Raw genomic sequence first — 16,093 nt, 5'->3', positions numbered from 1 at the left:
GGCGCAAACGCTGCCGCGCGGCGGTTCAGACGTCAGAGATGCGATGAAAGGCGACCGCGGCGGGACTCAGGCGTCCTGCTCCTGCCCGAGGTCGCGCTGATACTCGAGCCCTTCCGGGCGCGCACCGCCCTGGTTGTGATCGCCGTCGGACGGCGTTTCGCCGGGCGCGCCGGCAGGCGGTGCGGATGGTGCGTCGGTCGGTGGACGCGAGCGGTCGTTGCCTGCGTCGGGCGGCCGGTGCGAGAACCGTTTCGAACGACGCATGACGGGATGTCTCATAGCATGCGATGCGGCACGAGGCCGTCGTTGAAACAAGTGATGACAAAACAGTGTAGGCAGCTTCGTTTTGCGCAACGGTAACAAAACCCTTCAATTTGTAACGCTTCGACCCCTGCCTCGTCAACTCGCCCACAATGGCGGCGCGCGTGCGCGCGGGCCGGAGCGGCTGGCGGGGTTCGTCGATGCAAGGCGTGCCGATGCAGGAAGCGCCTACCGGCCGCAGTGGCCAGCCGCCCCATTTGTCAAAGCTTTGCAGTTTTCCTGTGACGATTGCGAAACAATGACACGGCGCGTGCCGCGCACGCGCCGCCGCTTCCCCAGACAGGATTTGCACTCAGGGATGAACACTCGTTTCGAATCGCCGTACCGGGCCATGCCGGTGCGCATCGCGCTGGCAGTCACCGCTGCGGCCGCATTGCTGTCCGGCTGCAATTCGCTGTACAGCGAAGGTGCGACGGCCGGCGCCGGTATCGCCGGCGCCGCGATCGCCTCCAAGGTTACGAACAACGCCGCCGTCGCGACGGGCATCGGCCTTGGCGCGGTCGCCGGCGCACGCGCGGGCGTGCAGTACACGCAGCGCGTCGCGCACCGTTATACGCAGGAACAGATCGCGAAGGCCGCGGGCCCGCTGGACGTCGGTGGCGTCGCGCCGTGGTCGACGAATCATTCGTTTCCGATCGAGGACGACGAGCACGGCCGCGTGACGGTCAGCCGGATGATCAGCGTCGGCCCGCTCGACTGCAAGGAAATCGTGTTCGCGGTCGATACGCCGGCGAAGCCCGACAAGCCTGCGCAATCGGCGTTCTACGTCGCCACGATCTGCCGCGACGGCCCGGTCTGGAAATGGGCCTCCGCCGAACCCGCGACGGAACGCTGGGGCGCGCTGCAATGAGCGTCGCGATCCGTATCGCGGCGCTCGGCGCGCTGTGCGCGACGGCCGTCGCGCTGTCGGGTTGCGGATCGGTCGGCGCGGCGAGCGGTGCGCTCGCGGGCGCGGCGACCGGCCTCGTGACCGCGAATCCGGCGGTCGGCGTCGGGGTCGGCATCGCGGTGCAGGCCGCGACGGACGAAGCCGTGAACCGCACGATGAAGCAGCTCCATCAGAACCAGCAGGATGCGATCGCGCAGGCGGCGGGCAGCCTCGCCGTCGGCGAAGTGAAGCCGTGGAAGGTCAAGAACACGATTCCGCTCGACAACGGCGAAGGCGAAGTGCGCGTGACGCGCGCCTATTCGACTGCCCTCGCGCTCTGCAAGGAGTTCGCGTTCTCGGTGAAGGACGGCGACAAGGCCGACTGGTATTTTGCGAATGCGTGCCAGCAAGGCACGCGCTGGAAATGGGCGTCGGCCGAGCCGGCGGTCGATCGCTGGGGCAATCTGCAGTAACGGCGGTGTCCATGCACCGCCGCCGATGCGCGGCGCAGCGGGCCGGGGCGGCGTTCCGGCCGGCGTGCTTCAGGACTCGACGTCCTAGCGTCTCAATACTTGCTCACGCATAAAACCCAAAACTATCATAGCGTTACAAAAACCCGCCAGCAGAGAGCTCGGCTGTTTATAGTGTCTTGTAGGCACTATGTAGGCATTTCGATTCTCCATCAATCCATGTAAGTCCATGTCGACAAATAGGACATGATCAAATTGAATCGAGTTTTGACCTGCTTGCCGTACCGGCCGAGGTCCATGACCATGCGACGCTAGTCGGGAACAACGTAAAAGCTTTGCAGAACGCCAGCTATCGTCAAGTCCTGACTCTCAATGGTCGGGATGGTCAATTTTGGGCCTCGGTGTGGCGAGTTAGAAATAGCCTATCGCTTGCCAGCGGTCCATTAACCATCAAACACGCCTGTTAGCCAAGAAATGAAAGGGACTTCACGTATCCGTTCAGTGCGGAACGATGAAAGCCTTTGTCACGAGGGCTGCGACACTAGAGCCAGGCTGTCGAAGAGCTGAGACAGTGATACCGGCCGAACCATCCGGCATACAACCCCTCAAGCGGCGGATCAAACTGCAAAGTAGCTGTGCCAGGCAGCTGCAAGCCGCTCCACTGAACCTCACGGCGGTCGTTCACCTGCCTGATCGTTTGTCCGATCAGCTTGCTTCCCTTCGGAATGGCAACGTTGCCAAAACGGTCATAGACGTTGAGCGACACGATGCCGATCATCATGCCGCCAATTCCGGGATCACCCGTTTCCAAGCCAACAGCGATGGGAGTGTCATCCGTGATTTCGTACGGCCGGATGTGATGGAATTTCGCCACGATGGGCGCATCCGGATCCGTGCCATCGGCGGCTTGGGCCCGCGCTCCATCCGAGAGCATCAACATCACCACGCACGACAGGATGATCAGGGGCAACTTCACGGCGAACTTTTCCGTTGCTGAAGGGTCGGTGCCAGCCACATGCGTGCGAGCAAATACAGTGTCTTGATCCGATCATACGAGACTCGATATCAGGTGACAGCCACATGTGGCGCGATGGCCGTGACGCGCGATTGGAAGGCCGTCATCCATCATCGATGCGTCGCCCTCTTCGATGACGTTGGGTGATACTTCAGGATGCTGAGGGCACGACACATAGTCGCCTTTTCGTGCGACGTAGCGGCCGTCAAAAGACATTGTCGAAGAGGCCGTAATCACCTTGCCTTTGTGGTCAGTGTCATCGTGAAGGCGGATTAAATTTATCATGATATTTCGTCTTGACAAAAAAATTATCCTAATTTTCTGTTTTGCAAGAAGAGAATGAATTGGGGATGGCGACCATCTTAAGATTATCGTCGAGAATGAATTTACGCTCCCGGCACTCCGCAGGCTTTCCGTTCGATGCGTCGATATAGTATTTCGCGACAAGCATCTTGCTGTCTGCCTTGCTTAGCAATTCGGTGATATATGATCTACCATCCTGAATTTTGTTAGGCGCCTTGCCATTTGACGAAAACATATCCAGGGAGTTTAAATCCTTTCCCGTTGAAAGATCTGATAAAGTGTAATAACGACACTCCATGCCACAACTATGGACCCCGATGTGATATTTTCCCGCGAAATTTATTACAGGAGGCTCCACTAGCTTGCCATCATCATCTCGCCAGCCGGAATCGGTTTTTTTGTAGTACTTTGGTATATGCAGAGAACCTCGATAAAGAGCGGAAGGATGATTTGCGAAATCGATATCCTGCCCCCAGCACAAGGCATGGCTCATTGCTGTAACCACAATGGCAAATTTCAGTAAAATATCACTCTTCATTGTTCGCTTTTTATTTAATCAAATCATCAAGACCACCAACAGGAACTGCAAGATCACTATTTCCCGCGAGCTCGTCCGCCACATATTTTTCAAAATGCTCCTTCACTGATTTCATGTTGACGCCACCTTGACCATACTGATCGCCTGGCAGACTGGCCCACTCATTATTGGCATGATGCGTGAAAATCGCTCGTTCCAAGTCAGCATTTTTCACATCATCGAGACAATTTCGTTTGTATTTCATGATCGCAACAATATACCTATCTTGAGAAATTGGCGAGAAATCTTTGACCTTTGCCAATCTTCTGTAGGTTTGCCCCTCTTCCGGGAACCAGTTATATCCCATGATCTGATATGCGCCTGCAGCCGACGAGGTTATGCTCTTTCCGTTATGTTCTCGCGTGACAAATATCTTCGGATGGTCGCTAAAATCTCGATGATAATCTTTGATGAAAGACTGTCCGCCATATAGCCCCTCATATCCTTCTGGCCCCTCGGTGCCTTCGCCGACTCGAAGCATTCGTAAAAACGCACGCACCCTGGCTTCTTCTAGAGTAATACCAATCCCGCTCAGACCGCAGAAGTTACCGATAATCCCAATCGGATGAAAATGCCACGGATTTGGATCATCAGGAAATCCGTCCACTTTTTTCGCAGCAACCGCCTCCCACCATTGAAGCTTCCCGATGCGCTCGATTTCGGCCTTCCACAACCACAGTAGCTTCTTCATTAATGGCGATAACTCCTCCCATTTTCCCAAGCCTCCGCCCCATTCACTTTCACAACGCACGATGAGGTGGGAAAGCGCTTTCAACGACCAATCTACTTCTTGCGCATGTTTCAATTCTTGTGCAGTCACCTTGCCATCATGGTTTGCATCGAGGGCCTTCTCAAGCTTTGCGATAAGCGGGCTCGAATTGACCGTTGCCGCGCTTGTTTCGAATTCCGTCTTGCTCTCATCGGCAAGAAATTGCTCTCCGACGTGGATGTAACGTTTGAACATGTCTCATAGCGATTAAATCGGCTCAGAACGAATCCACGAGGTGTTAGCTAGTCGACTTTGTCATGGTCGTCAGTGGGCCTTAATCGGCTCCTGACGACTAGACGCCCCGAACCATTTCATCTTCGGTCCGGCGCGCCCAGTCCTCGGCGTCACGTTTGGTGCGGAAAGTCTTGGCCGTAGTCGGCCAACCGATCTTGCGGATGACTGCCTTCCACGTGCCGGAAGGCGTCTTAACGATGGTCGCCATGTACCTGTTCTGAGAGCTGACTGTACCGAAAATGTACTTTTCAACGCCCAGAAAGCACAAGGGGTTACGTGAAATTCACGTAACCCCTTGATTTTACTGGTGGGCTGCAGGAATGGAATTAATGACCAAAACCCTTTTTGCATAAGGTTTCTAGTCATCCGACCAATTCATCATGCCCCCAGAAGTGCCCCCCAATTTTCAGGAGCATTCTGGTTCGATTGCCCACTCAGCTTCAACGATCCAATAGGGCCGGCGGCAACGTCGCACAGCTGGATGCTATTGTAGCGTCCCGGACGATGCTAGACAGGCGACCTCAAACTAATCCGCCCACGCCACTACCCCTAGAGCACGCGGCTCGCGCCGATTAACTAATCCCAGACATGGATACGAATCGAGAAGCCTGCTGAGCCTTATAATCGCCCCACGGCATGAGTTTGACCCGGGGATAGGTGAGGTAAAGTAAGCGCTTTGATCGCGTGACCGCGACAAACGCGTTGCGACTTTCCTCAGCCATCTCGCGCACTTTGCCAACGGCCCGATAGTCGGGGAACGTTCCTTCCGCCATCCCTGCAATAAACACGGCGTCAAATTCCAGCCCTTTGGACGAGTGAACGGTCAGCAGGGCAACGCCGTCGCGATGGGCCTTTTGGGTGGCCCCCAACGCCTTGCTGCTCATAAAACCGGACAAGGTGCGCGACGTGCCGTCGGAGCGAAGGTATTGGTCCCATTCTTGCTGAAAGACGGCTACGTCCTCATAGATCGCGCGCCTAGAATTCTCGTCCAGGGAGTCGGCATAACCCCTCAATAGCTTGAACGCCGGCATAAGGTCTAGGCGTGCCGTGTTCTGAACAATCGAAGCGACCGCTTCCGCCACGGTCTTGGCTCGCTGCTCGGCCGCACTCCGCGCCATCTGCGACAGCGCAACCATGGCGTCCGTTGCCGTTTCAGGCGGCTGCGTCACCCACTTCGTTGCCAACGCCGCCAAATGGAGCCGGTCCCTCGGGTTCGCCAAGATGCGCAACGACAAGTGGAACTCGTCGACGAGGTCGGACTCGTTTTCATGATTAGCGGTCAATCGCTTGTAGAAGGGAACGTTGCGCCGGCGCAGTTCGTTCTCTATTGCGAGCAAAGCGAAACGGGTCCGCCCCAGAATCGCACATTTCGACGGCTCAACACCGCCCTCAACATCGGGGTGTCCTTGGGCAAACAGCAGTTCAAGCTCGTCAACTATCAACCGCGCCTCGTGCTCTTCGTCGTCTCCAACGAACACGCGAGCGTCGCCCTTGATCGGAAGCTGGGCGTCAACCAAGTAATTCGGATCGATGGACCGAGCAACGTTCACCACTGCCTGCGAAGATCGAAAGTTCTCGGTCAGCTCGATCAGTTTCGCTGCGAACTCGAACCGGAACTTCTCCATGTATTCCGGGCTCGAGGTGTTGAATCCATATATCGACTGTTTTGGATCCCCCACCATCATGACGTTTTTATACGAATCTCCGCAGAGCGCACAAAGCAGAGCGTATTGCGCTTCGTTAAGATCCTGCGCTTCGTCAACGCACACGAACCTGTAAAGCCTCCGATAAAAATCCGCCAGCTTGGGATTGTTCGTCAGCAGCCGGTAACCAAGCAGCAAAAGATCGTCGAAGTCGTAAGCACCACAAGCACGCAACCCGGCGTCATAGGCATCCAGGACCCGCTTGTCAAGCTCATCACTGAGCACGGCGCAAGTGATGGGGTGCGCCTTGACGCGCGAGATCATTTGAAGCCAGTTGTCGACTCGCCGATTGCGCTCTTTGCGATCGACGATCTGATTGACCTCCTCGTCAAGAACAGGGTCCTGCCGAATCGCCTCCAACAAAATTTCCTTCCGGTCCTTAGAGACGGTTTCAAAAAGGCCCGGTGGGGCTGTTAACTTGCGCGGCGAGCTGTTAACCTCAGGCATCGGAACAACTGAGACCGAGGAGATGGCCAAGCCGATCATTGACGACGAACTGTGGACATTGATCGAGCCGTTATTGCCGCCACCCAAGCCGCGGCGCGAGAAAAACCCAGGCCGCCTGCCTGTTTCGAATCGCGCCGCGCTGACCGGCATCCTGTTCGTTCTCAAGACCGGACTGCGCTGGCGCGACCTGCCCGCCGAGATGGGCTGCGGCTCGGGCGTGACTTGCTGGCGACGGCTACGCGATTGGCAGGCTGCGGGCGTATGGGATCGCCTGCACGAATTGCTGCTTGCGAAGCTGCGAGCAGCAGACCAAATCGATTTCTCGCGAGCCGCAGTCGATTCCTCATCGATTCGCGCCGTTGGGGCGGGCCAAAAACTGGGCCAAACCCCACCGATCGCGCGCGACCAGGTTCTAAGCACCACATCGTCACCGACGCCAATGGCACGCCGCTCGCGGCGATCCTGACCGGCGCGAACGTTCACGATGTCACGCAGCTGCTGCCGCTGATCGATGCGATTCCGCCAATTCGTGGGTTGCGCGGCCACCCACTGCAGAGACCGCGCGTGGTCTACGCCGATCGCGGTTACGACTCTGAGCGGCATCGACGCGCGTTGCGCGATCGCGGTATCGAGCCGGTTATCGCCAAGCGCCGCACCGAACATGGCAGCGGCCTTGGAAAATATCGCTGGGTCGTTGAACGCACGCATGCCTGGCTGCATCACTTCCGTCGTCTCCGCATTCGTTTCGAGCGCCGTGCAGACATTCACGGCGCGTTCCTCAAACTCGGTTGCTGCCTGATCTGCTGGAATACCCTTCGGCGGGCCGACCAGTCTTTATGAAACCGTCTCTTAAAAGATCTGAATTTCAATGAAAGCACATGGGACGAACGCGAAGACCTGATAGGCTGATTCGAGACTTTCGGATCGCCGCCGAACCGGTCGCGATCGCCATTTCAACACGCTGTCCGTCACGTTCCATTGCCATGAAACCCTACGTTGCTTCACTTCTCGCCGGCGTCGTCTACGCGCTGATCGGCGTGCCGTCTCCGGCGCCGCCCACCATCGCGCTGGCCGGCTTGCTGGGCATTCTGGCGGGCGAGCAGATTCTTCCCGTCGCGCGGCGGATGATCGGCGGCATTCGGCTCGGGACCGCGTGGCGCGAGGCGAAGTGCAGTCAGCATATGTTCGGTGCGCTGCCGGGCGGTCATGCGGCGGATGCTCGGGTGAAGCGCGACTGATGGCAGGACAGCCGGCTTGCGTGAGATCCCGGCGAGGTCTGCAGACGACCGTCGGATTTGGACGTGAGGCGTTGCCGCATGCGGCTCTGAGCGGAGAGCCCGGTGGCTTTTGCACGAAGCGGACGATTGACGATCGACGCGCCTCGACGATGTCGCGGCGCACACCGTCACGACGTCACGTTCTGCGCGGCCAGGCTCGCGTCGGTCGTACGCGGCTGCCAGAGCACGCCCCCCGCCGCCGCATGCGCGTCAGAACCGATGCCGGATCCCGACCGCCATCACCAGCTGGTTCGCGCCGGATGCGCGCGAGAAATTCGAGATCTGCGCACCGGCAATGCCCGTTCCGGCCAGTCCGTTCGCATGCTGGAACAGCGCTTCCGTATAAACGTCGGTGCGCGGCGACAGCGCATCGATCGCGATGACGCCCGCTTGCTGCCATCGCGGCCGCGCCGCGCCCGCCGCACCGTCGAACGACGCGACGGTGAACACGTAGTCGGCCGCGACGGTCCATTTGCGCGTCAGCGCGTAGCGTGCGTTGATCTCCGCGTTGTGGAACGTGAGGTTCGCGCCGTGCAGCACGATCGGCGCATCGGCGACGTTGTTGATCGACGTGACCGCGTCGAGCCGCGTGCGCGTCGCGATCGCGGACACCCGCAGCCGGTCCCACGTATAAGCGGCCGCCGCGCTGACGGTGCGCTGCCGCGCCGCGTTGAACGGCGCGCCGGCCGGCTCCGCGCCATCGGCATTGGCGGGCGGCAGATTGCCTTCGCGGTCGAATGCGAGGTAGCTCGCGCCGGCCGAAAACGGCCCGTGCTCGTAGGAGGCCGCGAACGCGTAGCCGCGGTTGTCGCCGAAGCCGCCGGCCTCGTTCGAGAACCCGTAGGTCGCGCCGAACCGGAAGCCGCCGAGCAGCGGGCTCGTGTACTTCAGCGAGTTGTTGGTGCGCGTGTAGTTCGCGAGGTTGTCGTTGTCGAACGGATGCGCGAACGCGACGCCGCCGAACGGCGTGCCGGCCAATGCGAACGGCTGGACCAGTTGCAGCGTCGAATCGAACTGGCGGCCGACCGTCACCGTGCCGTACCGGCCGGACGCGAGCCCCACGTAAGACTGGAAGCCGAACAGCCGCCCTTGCTGCCCGAGCGCGCCGCTGGTGACCGCAAAACCCGTCGCGAGCAGAAACAATGCGTTCAGATCGGCGCCGAGCGGCTCGTTGCCGGAGAGCGTCAAGCGGCTCACGTTGGCGTCGCCGGATTTCGCCTGGAACGCATGCGCGTCGCCGCGGTGGCTGCCGATGTCGTCGACGAACGCGATCCCGCCGTCGATCAGGCCGGAAATCGCGACCGTGCCCTGCGCACGCGCGACGGCCGGAATGAACAGCGCGACGATGCAGCCGCGCACGGCGGCCCGAATCCGTGGGTTCATACGCGCTGCCGCGATGCGCTCGACGGCTTGCCGGACGCCGCTTCCGCACGGCGCAACGGCGCGCGCTGCACGGCCGAGATGCGCGAACGCAGCGCATGGACGATCCACGCGCGCTCGGCCACTTCCCGCTGAATTTCGCGCGCGTGGCCTGACGCGTGATCGACGTCGCGCGGGCTTTCCGGCCGCATCGCGTGCGCGTGCGCGGGCGCGGCGTCGGCGATCAGGCGCGCGGCGTCGCGCGCGGCGGCGGCAATCGTCGCCCGGTCCAGCGCGTCGAGCGTATCGTCGAGATACTCGACCGGCGCGAGCGCGCCGACCAGCGCCTTCATCTGCTGCATCGCGACGGTTGCACTCGCGGTGCGCGGGTCGGACGCAATCGACTCGAAGCGCGTCGCCGCGATGGTCGCATCGAGTCGGTCGATCGCAACGCACGCCTGGCGGCGCAGCACGGTCAGCGATTCGCGGCGCACACGCGCGTGCGCGGGCGCGTCGTCGCCGACCGCGCGCAGGTAGGTCGCGGTAGCCGCCATCGCGAGATCGGCCACCTCGCCGATCCGGTGATGCTCGCGGTCCGGCCATGCGAGCAGGCTGATGACCACGCCGACCAGCACCCCGGCAAAACTGTTGCCGACCCGCAGCGCGGCCAGCATCCATGACGGCCCGATCGGCGTCCCGACATGCGCGACCAGAATGAAATGCGACGTCAGGAACAGGATGTACGACACGTAGCTCACGCTGCGCGTCGCGAGCGTGCCGGTGGCGAGCGGCAGCACCGCGAGCGCCAGCAGCAACGGATCGTGAACCAGCAGCGACACGGCCGACGCGAGCACCGCACCGAGCAGCGTGCCGCCGATGCGCAGCCCGGACAGCTTCACCGTCTGCGACAGCGTCGGCTGCATGATGAACATCGTCGTCAGCGCGAGCCAGTATCCCTGCTGCACGCCCGAGCTGCGCGCGAGCGCGACGGCGATCATCGCGGCCACGGCAAGACGCGATGCATATCGATGAAACGGATTCGGCGCGACGATCTCGCGGCGCAGCGCGGCGAGCCGGCCCGCGCCGCGCGGGGGCTTGCCCGGTGCCGGCGCGGTGAGCGCCGCAGGAACGGTCGCGGTAGAAGGCGACTCCACCGCCGGATGAAGCAGCACTGCCGCGTATCGCGCGATCAGCGTTTCGCACGCGCGCAACCACGTCAGCCCCGCGTCGTCGCGATGCGCAACACGAAACTCGGCGACGCGGCCGGCGAGCGTCGCGCGCAGTCCGGCGAGGTCGTTCGCGAGCGACTGCGCCGCGTCGGCGGCCGCGCCGTCGCGGCCGACGGCGCGCGGACACGCTTCCACCAGCCGCGCCAGTTGCGCGAGCACGGGCGCGAGCAGCGCGGCGGCTTCGCGCCGCTCGCCGACGCCGGCCGCGGCGATGTGCGACTCGAGGCCGGCGAGCAGCGCCATCGCGCGCTCCGCATCGGCGCGCCACTTCCGCGCAAGCGGTGAATCACCGCCGCGCGGGTGCATCGACACGGCGATCATTGCGTCGAGGCGCGCGCGCAATGCCGCGCGGCCGCGCTCGAGCGAGGCGGAATCGCCGTTCGCGGCCCGTGCGAGCCGTTCGACGAAGTTCGCCATCGCATGCAGGAACGCCATCGTCGCCATCCGCGCGCGTGCGCTGCCGTCGATCTGCCACAGGACGATGCCGGCCAGCGTCGCCCAGACGCTGCCGCCGAAGTAGAACAGCGCGTACTGCACGGCCGACGCGCCGCCATGGACCGGAAAGCATGCAGAGACGGCGCATGCGGTCGCGGTCAGAATGCCGCGCGTGCCGGCCGCGCCGCCCCACTTGCGCGCCGACGCGCCCAGATACGCGACGGCCCCGACGATGACGATCGACAGCGGCGGCAGCGCATGCGTCGCGATCGCGCTGGCGGACGCCAGGCCGCCCAGCATCCCGAACGACAGGCCGGTGGCGAGGCGGCCGGCGGCCGGGCGCTCGGACTCGTCGGCGAGGCAGGTCCAGAACGCGGCGATCGCGGACCAGCACAGCATCGGCATATGCAGCCGCGCCGCGGCGACGGCCGGCACGACACAGATCAGCCCGCCGCGCAGCGCTTCGGCGAGCGGCAGGTAGTGTCCGCCGAGATTGACGAAGCGCCGCAATCGGTCGCGAGCGGTTGAGACTAGACCCATCGTCGATCCTGCGCGCTCAACGTGCGTCGCCTGCGAGCGGGACCGGAATCACGGTCAGCGACCGGATGCCCTGCGCACCGCGGATCAGCACGCCTTCGATGTCGGCCGTCGCGGACGGCCCGCTCATCAGGCACGCGTAGCGCGCCGCGAAGAATTCGGGGCGGTGATACGCGTGATGCAGGTTGCCGACGATCTGCGCCGGGTCGAGCAGCGCGACCAGATGTTGCGACAGGTAGCCGAGCGCGTTCACGCGATACTCGCGCTCGCTCAGATAGAGCGAGCCGGTTTCCGCGACCGCGAACGCCGGCCGCACGATCCCGACGTCGACGTCGTTCAGCTCGTGCGGCCGCTCGACGGCTTCGATGCGCCGCGTGCCGGCCACCTCGGGCACCGCCGAACAGACCACCCGCGCATCCGGAAAGCGCGCGCGGAGCAGCGCGTCGAGGTCGCCGTCCGCCGGCGGCTCGCACCAGATGCCGCCGACCCGCGCGAGCGCCTGCTTGAACGCGTCGAGCGCGGGCGGCAGATCCTGATCGAACAACGGCACCGCCGGCAGCGGCGCCGGCGTCCGGCCGGCCGCGCGCAGGCGGGAAAGGATCAGGTCGCGGCTGCTCATTTCTTGTTCCTCTTCAGATACCAGTCACGGAAAGTTTCGGCCGGCGGCTCCGGCAGTTCGCGCTGCTTGCCCCACTCGTTGAGCGGGTTGTACAGCACCGCGCGCGGCAGCGTCGAGATCGCGCCGGCGGCGCCCTTGATCGCCGCGCGATAGAGCTTCGGCCGGGACAGCACCTTGCCGGCGACCGTCATCGCTTCGCGCTTGACGAACGGCAGCGCGTGCCGCTCGGCGATGATCTGCCGCCACTTGTAGATCTGCTCGTGGATGTTGATCTTGACCGGGCACACGTTCGTGCAGCTGCCGTTCATCGTCGACGCGAACGGCAGCGAGCTGTATTTCTTGAAGTCGTAGGTCGGGTTGATGATCGCGCCGATCGGACCGGAGTAGACGCCGCCGTAGCTCAGCCCGCTGCTGCGCCGGTAGACCGGGCACGTGTTCATGCACGCGCCGCAGCGGATGCACTTCAGCGAATACCAGAAGTCGTCCATCGCGAGCCGCTCGGAGCGGCCGTTGTCGACCAGCACGAAGTGCATTTCGCCGCCGTCGCGCGGCCCGCGGAAATGCGACGTGTACTGCGTGATCGGCGAGCCGAGCGCGTTGCGCGACAGCATGCGGATGAAGAGCCCGAGGTGCTCGAGCTTGGGAATCAGCTTCTCGATGCCGATCGACGCGATGTGCAGCGGCGGCAGGTTCGCGCTGAGGTCGGCATTGCCTTCGTTCGTGCAGACGGTGATGCCGCCCGTCTCCGCCACCGCGAAGTTGCAGCCCGTCATGCCCGCTTCCGCGGCGAGGAAGTGCGGGCGCGTGGCCTGCCGCTGCGCCTCGGCCAGCCGCGGAATGCTGCTTTCGGCCGGATCGGTGCCGAACGAGGCCGCGAAGGTCTGCGCCACGTCCGTCGCGAGCTTGTGTACGGCCGGCACGACGATATGCGACGGCATCTCGTCGTCGAGCTGCTGAATCCGCTCGCCGAGATCGGTCTCGACCACCGCGATGCCGCGCGCCTCGAGGTACGGGCGCATCTCGCACTCCTCGGTCAGCATCGACTTGCTCTTGACCAGCGTGCGCACGTTGCGGCCCTGCAGGATGTCGTAGACGATCCGGTTGTGCTCTTCCGCATCCTTCGCCCAATGCACGACCACGCCGTTCGCGGTCGCATTGCGCTCGAACTGCTCGAGATAGTCGGGCAGATGCGTGAGCGTGTGCTCTTTGACCGCGGACGCGAGCGCGCGCATCGTTTCCCATTCGGGGATCGCATGCACGGCCTCGTCGCGCGCGGTGCGCAGCCCCCAGAGGCGCTTGTCGTGGAACTCGACGTGTTTCTCGTCGGCGATGAACTTCTTCGAGTAACCGACGTGGTCGACGCGTTTCATGCTCGTGCTCCGTTCAGGATGCTCGCGATGTGGATGAACTTCAGGCCGAGTCCGAGGCGCTCCGAGCAGCCCTTCTGGTGCATCAGGCACGACGAATCGGCCGACACGACGTACTCGGCGCCGTTGCGCGCGTGATCGCGCACCTTGTCGGCGCCCATCCGCGCGGATACCGGCTCCTCCGAGACGCAGAACGTGCCGCCGAAGCCGCAGCATTCGTCGGGACGGTCGGGCTCGATGAACTCGATGCCCTTCACGCCCTTGAGCAGCGTCAGCGGCTTCGAGAAGAACGGGCCGCCGATTTCGGACATGCTGGCGGTCTTCAGGCCGCGCAGCGTGCCGCAGCTGTTGTGCAGGCCGACCTTGTGCGGAAATTCCGCCCACGGAAAGTCGCGCACCTGCAGCACGTCGTGAATGAACTCGACCAGCTCGTAGGTGTTGCGGCGGACCGCGAGCGCGTCGGGCGTCTGATCGGCCGCGCTCAGATGGTCGCGCACGTGATGCACGCAGCTGCCGCTCGGCGCGACGATGTAGTCGTAGCCGGCGAAGTTGCGCACGAACAGGTTCTCGGTGGCCGCGGCCTGCTTTTCACAGCCGCTGTTTCCCATCGGCTGCCCGCAGCAGGTCTGGTCGAGCGGATAGTCGACCTCGCAGCCGAGGCGCTCGAGCAGTTCGAGCGTCGCGACGCCCACGTCGGGAAAGAACGCGTCGATGAAGCACGGGATGAACAAGGCTACTTTCAATGCAGCGGCTCCTGAAAACGGTTTGCTGGTTCGGGGTACGGCGCGGCCGCGGCGGATCAGTCGTGCGCTTCGCGGTACTTCGCGAACTTCGACGTCTGGCCGATCCCCGGGTTGAAGCAGTTGCACGGGTCGAGCCCTTCGTAGAACGCCTTGAGCGCCGGCTTCGCGTGGTACAGGTGCCCGACGTTGTGCTCGGCCGGATATTCGGCGCGGCGCGCGTCGAGCAGCTTCCACATCGCGTGTTCGAGCGCGAGGCAGTCGTTGCCCTTCTTGACGATGTAGTCCTGGTGGAACACGTGGCACAGGAAGTGGCCGTAATACAGCTTGATCGCGATCGGCGCGTCGATGTCGGGCGGCAGCGTCTCGAACCAGTCGCGATCGTTGCGGCGAAGCGCGATGTCGAGCGCGACGATGTCCTCCACGTCGCGCGTATGCACGTTGCGGTAGCGGATCGCCGCGCCGGCCGCCGCGAACCGGTGCAGGAACGCCTTGTCGCCTTCCGCCGGCGTGCATTCGAAGAACGCGCCCGTGCGCTTCGCGAAGAACGAGGTCAGGAAGCTGCGCGCTTCGTCCGCGGTATCGGCCGATACCTTCAGCATCAGATGATGTTCGTAGCGCTTGCCGTAGTCGCGAATGCGCGGCGGCAGGTGATTCGGAAACAGGTTGCTGACGGCCTGCATCACGCGATCGCTCAGATGCCGCGGCAGGAAGCCGAGCCGGTCGAACCACGCGTCGCATTTGCTCTTGAAGCCGAACAGCATCGGCATGCGCTTCGTGCCGAAGTGGCGGATCATCAGGAACGTGTCCTTGCCGTACTTCTGCGCGATGTCGAACGCGTCGCGGTGCAGGTATTCACCCGCGATCGGCAGGCGCTTGAACTGCGTGAGCGCGTGGCGGCGGATGTCGGTCAGCTCGTCGATGTCGTTGGTGCCGATGTAGAACACCTTCGCACCGGCTTCGATCGGAAACGTGTCGAGGCGCACCGCGAACACCATCACCTTGCCGGCCGAGCCCGATGCTTCGTGCAACCGCAGCGGATCGGCGTTGTAGCGCGCGGGCGTGTCGGCATCGACGTCGCGCACGTGCTCGGCGTAGTGGTGATCGGAACCGGACGCATCGCCGTCGACGATGTCGCGCTCCGAGAAGTCGCCGTTGTCGAGGCGCGCGAGGATTTCCTCCGGCACCGCGCCCAGGCGCACGTCGAGATGGTTCACGAGCTTCAGGCGCCCGTCCGCACCGACCTGGGCGAACACCGACATCTCCGTATAAGCCGGCCCGCGCTGCACCAGCGCGCCGCCGGAGTTGTTGCAGACGCCGCCGATCACCGATGCGCCGATGCACGACGAGCCGATCACCGAGTGCGGCTCGCGCCCGAGCGGTTTCAGCGTCTGCTCGAGCTGATCGAGCGTCGCGCCCGGCAGGCAGATCACCTGCTTGCCGCTCTTGATGACGTGCACCTTGCGGATCCGCGCGGTGCTGACGATCACGATGTCGCGGTCGTAGTCGTCGCCGTCGGGCGTCGAGCCGCCGGTGAGGCCCGTGTTCGACGCCTGGCAGATCACGATCACGTTCGCGGCCACGCAGGCCTGCAGCACCTTCCATTGCTGGAGCAGCGTGCCGGGCCGCACCACCGCGAGCGTCCGGCCTTCGCCGAACCGGAAGCCGGTCCGGTAGCGCCGCGTGTCCCGCTCGTTCGTCAGCACGTCCTGCTGGCCGACGATTTCTGTCAGCGAACGGATGAACGCCTCATGCCGCCCGGTGGGCGGCGCAAGCGGCGAAGACGATTCGCCTGATACGGTTGACACGTGAATTCTCCTGTT

15 protein-coding genes and 2 pseudogenes are annotated in these 16,093 nt (G+C 63.1%); 4 read left to right on the top strand and 13 right to left on the bottom strand.

The features are described 5' to 3' along the window. Positions 1–66: 66 nt before the first annotated feature. Positions 67–264, bottom strand: coding sequence for a hypothetical protein (locus BCR55_RS11920; protein ID WP_006398655.1), 198 nt, complete (start codon positions 262–264; stop codon positions 67–69). Between the two features lie 355 nt (positions 265–619). Between BCR55_RS11920 and BCR55_RS11915 the strand changes: the two genes are divergently transcribed. Beyond that, positions 620–1,171 carry a hypothetical protein gene (locus BCR55_RS11915; protein ID WP_006405717.1) on the top strand — a complete coding sequence of 184 codons (552 nt, stop codon included), beginning with the start codon at positions 620–622 and terminating at the stop codon, positions 1,169–1,171. Beyond that, a complete protein-coding gene (locus BCR55_RS11910; RefSeq protein ID WP_006405718.1) occupies positions 1,168–1,662 on the top strand; it encodes a hypothetical protein in 495 nt (164 codons plus the stop codon). The genes BCR55_RS11915 and BCR55_RS11910 overlap by 4 nt, the downstream gene beginning before the upstream one ends. Before the next feature lie 538 nt (positions 1,663–2,200). On the opposite strand, the gene BCR55_RS11905 is transcribed toward BCR55_RS11910, so the two are convergent. The 6 genes and pseudogenes from BCR55_RS11905 to BCR55_RS11895 form a co-directional block, all read right to left on the bottom strand. Continuing rightward, positions 2,201–2,635, bottom strand: coding sequence for a hypothetical protein (locus BCR55_RS11905; RefSeq protein ID WP_052288951.1), 435 nt, complete (start codon positions 2,633–2,635; stop codon positions 2,201–2,203). Between the two features lie 72 nt (positions 2,636–2,707). Then, a complete protein-coding gene (locus tag BCR55_RS30685) occupies positions 2,708–2,959 on the bottom strand; it encodes a PAAR domain-containing protein (protein ID WP_012492761.1) in 252 nt (83 codons plus the stop codon). A gap of 28 nt (positions 2,960–2,987) precedes the next feature. Further along, positions 2,988–3,515, bottom strand: a complete 528-nt coding sequence (locus BCR55_RS30680) for a hypothetical protein (RefSeq protein ID WP_230847181.1) — start codon at positions 3,513–3,515, stop codon at positions 2,988–2,990. 10 nt (positions 3,516–3,525) lie between these two features. Next, positions 3,526–4,521: pseudogene (locus BCR55_RS33880) on the bottom strand (muramidase); the annotation flags it as partial. 97 nt (positions 4,522–4,618) lie between these two features. Continuing rightward, positions 4,619–4,765 (bottom strand): annotated as a pseudogene (locus BCR55_RS11900) (site-specific integrase); the annotation flags it as partial. Between the two features lie 364 nt (positions 4,766–5,129). Next, a complete protein-coding gene (locus BCR55_RS11895) occupies positions 5,130–6,737 on the bottom strand; it encodes an ATP-dependent helicase (RefSeq protein ID WP_254661823.1) in 1,608 nt (535 codons plus the stop codon). Between BCR55_RS11895 and BCR55_RS30670 the strand changes: the two genes are divergently transcribed. Continuing rightward, positions 6,730–7,547, top strand: a protein-coding gene (locus BCR55_RS30670) for an IS5-like element IS402 family transposase (protein WP_085964347.1) whose coding sequence is annotated in 2 segments (ribosomal slippage) — positions 6,730–7,078 and positions 7,078–7,547 — 819 coding nt in all. Because the reading frame shifts where the segments join, the coding sequence is not laid out codon by codon here. The two genes, BCR55_RS11895 and BCR55_RS30670, sit on opposite strands and share 8 nt — an antisense overlap. A gap of 143 nt (positions 7,548–7,690) precedes the next feature. Then, complete coding sequence (locus BCR55_RS11890; protein WP_065494573.1) at positions 7,691–7,945, top strand: XapX domain-containing protein; 255 nt, start codon at positions 7,691–7,693, stop codon at positions 7,943–7,945. Between the two features lie 249 nt (positions 7,946–8,194). On the opposite strand, the gene BCR55_RS11885 is transcribed toward BCR55_RS11890, so the two are convergent. The 6 genes from BCR55_RS11885 to dld are packed head-to-tail and all read right to left on the bottom strand — an operon-like array spanning position 8,195 to position 16,078. Next, positions 8,195–9,367, bottom strand: a complete 1,173-nt coding sequence (locus BCR55_RS11885) for a porin (protein WP_012492765.1) — start codon at positions 9,365–9,367, stop codon at positions 8,195–8,197. Beyond that, positions 9,364–11,547, bottom strand: a complete 2,184-nt coding sequence (locus BCR55_RS11880; RefSeq protein ID WP_065494572.1) for an FUSC family protein — start codon at positions 11,545–11,547, stop codon at positions 9,364–9,366. The genes BCR55_RS11885 and BCR55_RS11880 overlap by 4 nt, the downstream gene beginning before the upstream one ends. A 16-nt stretch (positions 11,548–11,563) precedes the next feature. Next, positions 11,564–12,163: an LUD domain-containing protein gene (locus tag BCR55_RS11875; protein ID WP_006481910.1), complete on the bottom strand. Its 600-nt coding sequence runs from the start codon at positions 12,161–12,163 to the stop codon at positions 11,564–11,566. Further along, positions 12,160–13,533 (bottom strand): lactate utilization protein B, encoded by a 1,374-nt coding sequence (locus BCR55_RS11870; RefSeq protein ID WP_006481909.1) that lies wholly within the window; start codon positions 13,531–13,533, stop codon positions 12,160–12,162. Before BCR55_RS11870 ends, BCR55_RS11875 begins: the two co-directional genes overlap by 4 nt. Continuing rightward, the gene (locus BCR55_RS11865) at positions 13,530–14,273 is read right to left on the bottom strand and encodes a (Fe-S)-binding protein (protein WP_006481907.1); all 744 of its coding nucleotides are present in this window, start codon (positions 14,271–14,273) and stop codon (positions 13,530–13,532) included. Before BCR55_RS11865 ends, BCR55_RS11870 begins: the two co-directional genes overlap by 4 nt. Positions 14,274–14,329: 56 nt before the next feature. Further along, positions 14,330–16,078 carry a D-lactate dehydrogenase gene (gene dld / locus BCR55_RS11860; protein WP_012492768.1) on the bottom strand — a complete coding sequence of 583 codons (1,749 nt, stop codon included), beginning with the start codon at positions 16,076–16,078 and terminating at the stop codon, positions 14,330–14,332. Positions 16,079–16,093 lie beyond the last annotated feature (15 nt).

The organism is Burkholderia sp. CCA53 (genome assembly GCF_001685525.1).
Lineage (GTDB): Bacteria > Pseudomonadota > Gammaproteobacteria > Burkholderiales > Burkholderiaceae > Burkholderia > Burkholderia multivorans.
This window is presented reverse-complemented; position numbering and strand designations above follow the sequence as displayed.

Coding starts and splice junctions, on each gene's coding strand:
- BCR55_RS11920 (WP_006398655.1), bottom strand. CDS start 264: ATGCGTCGTTCGAAACGGTTCTCGCACCGGCCGCCCGACGCAGGCAAC.
- BCR55_RS11915 (WP_006405717.1), top strand. CDS start 620: ATGAACACTCGTTTCGAATCGCCGTACCGGGCCATGCCGGTGCGCATC.
- BCR55_RS11910 (WP_006405718.1), top strand. CDS start 1,168: ATGAGCGTCGCGATCCGTATCGCGGCGCTCGGCGCGCTGTGCGCGACG.
- BCR55_RS30685 (WP_012492761.1), bottom strand. CDS start 2,959: ATGATAAATTTAATCCGCCTTCACGATGACACTGACCACAAAGGCAAG.
- BCR55_RS30680 (WP_230847181.1), bottom strand. CDS start 3,515: ATGAAGAGTGATATTTTACTGAAATTTGCCATTGTGGTTACAGCAATG.
- BCR55_RS11890 (WP_065494573.1), top strand. CDS start 7,691: ATGAAACCCTACGTTGCTTCACTTCTCGCCGGCGTCGTCTACGCGCTG.
- BCR55_RS11885 (WP_012492765.1), bottom strand. CDS start 9,367: ATGAACCCACGGATTCGGGCCGCCGTGCGCGGCTGCATCGTCGCGCTG.
- BCR55_RS11880 (WP_065494572.1), bottom strand. CDS start 11,547: ATGGGTCTAGTCTCAACCGCTCGCGACCGATTGCGGCGCTTCGTCAAT.
- BCR55_RS11875 (WP_006481910.1), bottom strand. CDS start 12,163: ATGAGCAGCCGCGACCTGATCCTTTCCCGCCTGCGCGCGGCCGGCCGG.
- BCR55_RS11870 (WP_006481909.1), bottom strand. CDS start 13,533: ATGAAACGCGTCGACCACGTCGGTTACTCGAAGAAGTTCATCGCCGAC.